Genomic DNA, 3,741 nt, shown 5'->3' with positions numbered 1-3,741 from the left:
CACTCCTGACCCCACTCCTGACCCAGCACCTGACCCAGCGCCTGACCCAGCACCTGACCCAGCACCTGATCCGGCGCCTGATCCGGCGCCTGATCCGGCACCTGACCCGGCACCTGACCCTGATCCGGCGCCTGACCCTGTGACCGATCCGCAACCTCAACCGGAGCAAACAACGCCCGCTGAGGTTCCTCCGCCGGAGTCGGAGCCGGTCACGGGGGCCGCCTCAGCCCCTGGTTCGCGCGGCGCCATGGGAGTCTGAATCGTGTGGGGGTCATTGAGCGCGCTATCTCTGCTCGACCAGGTGAAGTCGGAACCACATGCACGATTGCTTGTCGGAGTCTCCGGCGTCGGTGGGGCAGGAAAAAGCACTTTGCTTGACCAGCTTGATGAGCACTATCGCGCCGCCGGCGTCGATGTGCGCCGCGGGCATCGTGAGCTTCATTCCCACTCCATCAGAGGGCGCGGAGTCCTGCTGGTGGACGACGCGCACAGACTCAACGAGTCTGCCCTCTCCGAAATCCACTCGCTCGTCGAGCATCCTGAGCTCAACCTCGTCGTCGCTTACCGGTTCTGGCCGCAACCACCCGCGCTCCTCCGGCTCGCCAGCATTCTCGAGCGCCATCATCCGTCCGTCGTGCTCGGCCCGCTCGATCGCGAAGCCGTTTCGACGGAAGTGACAGCCGCGTTGGGCAGGCCAGCGCCCCCAACGCTCGTCGATCAGGTGCTGCAATTGACAGCCGGCATGCCGTGGCTGGTGCACCGGGTTGCCGGCACGATGGCTGACCGGAGCCACCTCCTCGATATGCACGCCGTCATGGATCAGCTCGGTTACGATCTCGACGCGATGAATCCGGAGGTGCGCGAGTTGCTGCTCGCGCTCACGGTCGGTTTCGACCTGTCGGGGCGCGTCCCAGACTCGCTCGAACAGGGAGATGCGAGCATCGACGATCTCGTCGCGGAGGCGCGCGCGGCCGGTTTGATACGGTCAGACGGCCGACTGATTCCCCTTATCGGGAAAACCTTGCTGCACACAACTCCGGTTCATCATCTCCGTACCCTTCAGCGATCCCTCGTGAACAGCCTCGACGACCGGGGGAGTACCTTCGTCGAGACCGCTCGGCCGCTGGCTCGCAGCGGGCTGAAAGACGTTCGGATAGCAAGAAGCCTCGAGCGGGCGGGCGACGACGCATTGGCCACACAGCCCGGGCTGGCAGCAACTCTCTACGACGAAGCCCTTGCAGCCGGCGCTGAGAAGATCACACTTGCGGCGAGACGTGCACAGGCATTCGCTGCCACGGGAGACGTCGACCGAACCAGCCGAATACTCGACAAGATCTTCGCCCACGAGAACCCACCCGATCTCACCCGGGCGGCTGACGTGGCAGCCGCCGTGTGGGCACAGCGAGGGATGCTCGCACGCGGTGCGGATATCTATCGCTGGCTGGGTCCCGACCGGGTCGGTTCATCGGCCGCGCTCGCGGGGGTGGCACTGATCGGTGCGGGCGACCGCGCTGGTGCCGAGGACATGTTCACGGCTGGCGCGTCCGCGGGATCTCCGACCCTGTCGACCGTCGCGGCCACGCTGGCCGGGCAAGGCATCCGGGAGTCGATCGGTGAGGTCGCGGGCGACGCCCTGCCGTTGCTCATCCGTGCCTCGGACGTCATGTCTGCTTCTGGTGCGATGGTCCCGTCGCCCGACTACCCGGCAGCCCTTGCCGCCCTCGTCGCGCTTCACAGCGGGGAACTCGGAGTCGCCGATTCGATCCTCGACTCAGCTCTCGAACACAGCCAATGCGGCGAGGCGGCACGACCCCGGCTGCTCCTGCTGCGTGCGTGGACCGCCATGCAGGCTGATCGCCCCGATCGGGCGCGGGCCGCGATCGACGAAGCCACCGAGAACAGCAGCGGTCTCGTGCAGCGAGACGAGCTGTTGCTCCGGGCCGTCGAGGTCGGCCTGGCACGTCGCGCGGACGATGCACCCGCTTTGGTGTTGGCCTGGCAACGTGCGCGAGAATGCGTCCTGCACGCGGGCGTCGACCTTTTCAGCCTGATGCCGCTCGAAGAACTTGTGGTGGCGGCCGCTCGCCTACGCGAATCTGTTCGCATTGAATCTCACCTGGCACAAGCATGGGAGTTGCTTAGACAGCTCGGAAATCCACCGCTCTGGTCGGTCCGCCTGCACTGGTCTGCGGTGCAGGCCGCCATTCTCACCGAGCGCCCTTCCGATCTGGCCCCGCACGCCGCTGCACTCGTGCGGGCAGCGCAGCAGAACCGCCTGGCTTTCGTGCTGGCGGCGGCGGGGCGCGCCTGGCTGTCGGTGCTGGCGCAATCGTTCGACGTGGCGACGGTCGAGTCGGCGGCGCGCGGGTTGGCTTCGGTCGGGCTGACCTGGGACGGTTCCCGGTTGGCCGGCCACGCTGCTGCGCGCACCGAGGAACGGAAGGACATGGCAAGGCTTCTCGCGTGCGCACGAGACCTGCACCCCGGTATGGCAGCCCCGGCGACCCCGGCTGGCGGAGCTGTCGAGCCTCACGCGGCAGCCCGTGCTTCGGTGGCCGGCGCTCGTGACAAGACGGGTCTGAGCGCACGTGAACGGGAGATCGCTCGCCTGGTGCTGGACGGCAAGACGTACCGCGAGATCGGTGAGGCGGTATTCATCTCGCCGCGCACCGCCGAACATCACATTGCGCGCATTCGTTCCCGACTCGGTGCCTCGACCAGGTCCGAGCTTCTCACTCTGCTGCGCGTGGCCCTCGACGGCCCTGGGGACTAGCAAGAACTCTGTTCCGGGCGAACGCCCTCCGAGCTTCGCCCCCCTGGCCCCCTAACGCGGTGAGCTTCACACCCTCGTTCCCGGCCGGTTCGTTAGGGGAACGATCCCCGATGCGGGGGCGCAAGCCCCGACCTAGCGTGGAAAACACCCCAGGCATCCGTTGGGTGCACTGAGTTCGACACCCCGACCAATCAAGATTGCGAGAACAACCCCATGCCTATCACCACCATTCTTCTCGAGTTTCTGCTCGGCCTCCTCAGGGACCCCGCTGCCGCTGCTGAATTCCGCGCGGACCCCGAGGCCGCACTCGAAAGCGCCGGACTCAGCAACGTCACGTCAGAAGATGTCGACGCCTGCATGCCGGTCGTCCTCGACTACGCTCCGGTCGACTACGCTCCGGTCATCGGCGACCGCGAGTACAACGCCGGCGGCAACCACACCGACGGTGGAGGCCACCACGATGGCGGCGGACACGACCACGACGACCATGACCACGACCACGATCACGGCGGACACCACAACGGTGGACACGACCACGATGACAGCGACCATGGCCACGCCATCCAGCAGCTGATGCATGTTGTGAACAACTACTCATACAACGACACCATCACAGACATGTCGGTCAACCAGAACATCTGGGCGGACGGCGATGTCACGCAGCTCTTCGACAACGACGCGGTGATCGCGTCTGGCGCCGGCGCCATCGCTGCTGGAGACGATGCCTGGGTCGACCAGTCTGAGGACCACTCGACGAACATCACGGCCGGCGAGGACGTCAACATCGGAAACACGGATGTCGAGGTCGAGGATTCGTTCAACGACAACTCCGACAACTCGGTCGACAACTCCGACAACTCCGACAACTCCGACAACTCGGTTGACGTTTCCGATTCAAACAACTCGACCGACGTAGAGATCGTCGTCGACTACGAGGAGGACAACTCCGTAGACAACTCGACGGAGAC

Annotated in this window: 3 protein-coding genes; 2 read left to right on the top strand and 1 reads right to left on the bottom strand. The window is 65.7% G+C overall.

Features of this window, described 5'->3' with window-relative positions:
* Nucleotides 1-283: 283 nt before the first annotated feature.
* The gene (locus ACLQ62_RS14085; protein WP_411722262.1) at nt 284-442 is read right to left on the bottom strand and encodes a hypothetical protein; all 159 of its coding nucleotides are present in this window, start codon (nt 440-442) and stop codon (nt 284-286) included.
* Between the two features lie 33 nt (nt 443-475).
* On the opposite strand from ACLQ62_RS14085, the gene ACLQ62_RS14080 reads away from it, so the two are divergent.
* Together ACLQ62_RS14080 and ACLQ62_RS14075 are read left to right on the top strand one after the other, a co-directional pair.
* Nucleotides 476-2,773 carry a LuxR C-terminal-related transcriptional regulator gene (locus tag ACLQ62_RS14080; protein WP_411722261.1) on the top strand — a complete coding sequence of 766 codons (2,298 nt, stop codon included), beginning with the start codon at nt 476-478 and terminating at the stop codon, nt 2,771-2,773.
* A gap of 213 nt (nt 2,774-2,986) precedes the next feature.
* Nucleotides 2,987-3,741, top strand: a 755-nt coding sequence (locus ACLQ62_RS14075; protein WP_411722260.1) for an IniB N-terminal domain-containing protein, incomplete at its 3' end; no start/stop codon positions are given.

It is taken from the genome of Mycetocola sp. (assembly GCF_046716805.1).
Taxonomy (GTDB): domain Bacteria; phylum Actinomycetota; class Actinomycetes; order Actinomycetales; family Microbacteriaceae; genus Mycetocola_A.
The sequence above is the reverse complement of the archived record's forward strand: the minus strand, read 5'-3'. Positions and strand labels throughout refer to the sequence as shown.

Bases quoted from the DNA above. Each gene is read 5' to 3' on its own strand.
- ACLQ62_RS14085 (WP_411722262.1), bottom strand. From the start codon at position 442: ATGAAGCTCACGATGCCCGCGGCGCACATCGACGCCGGCGGCGCGATA.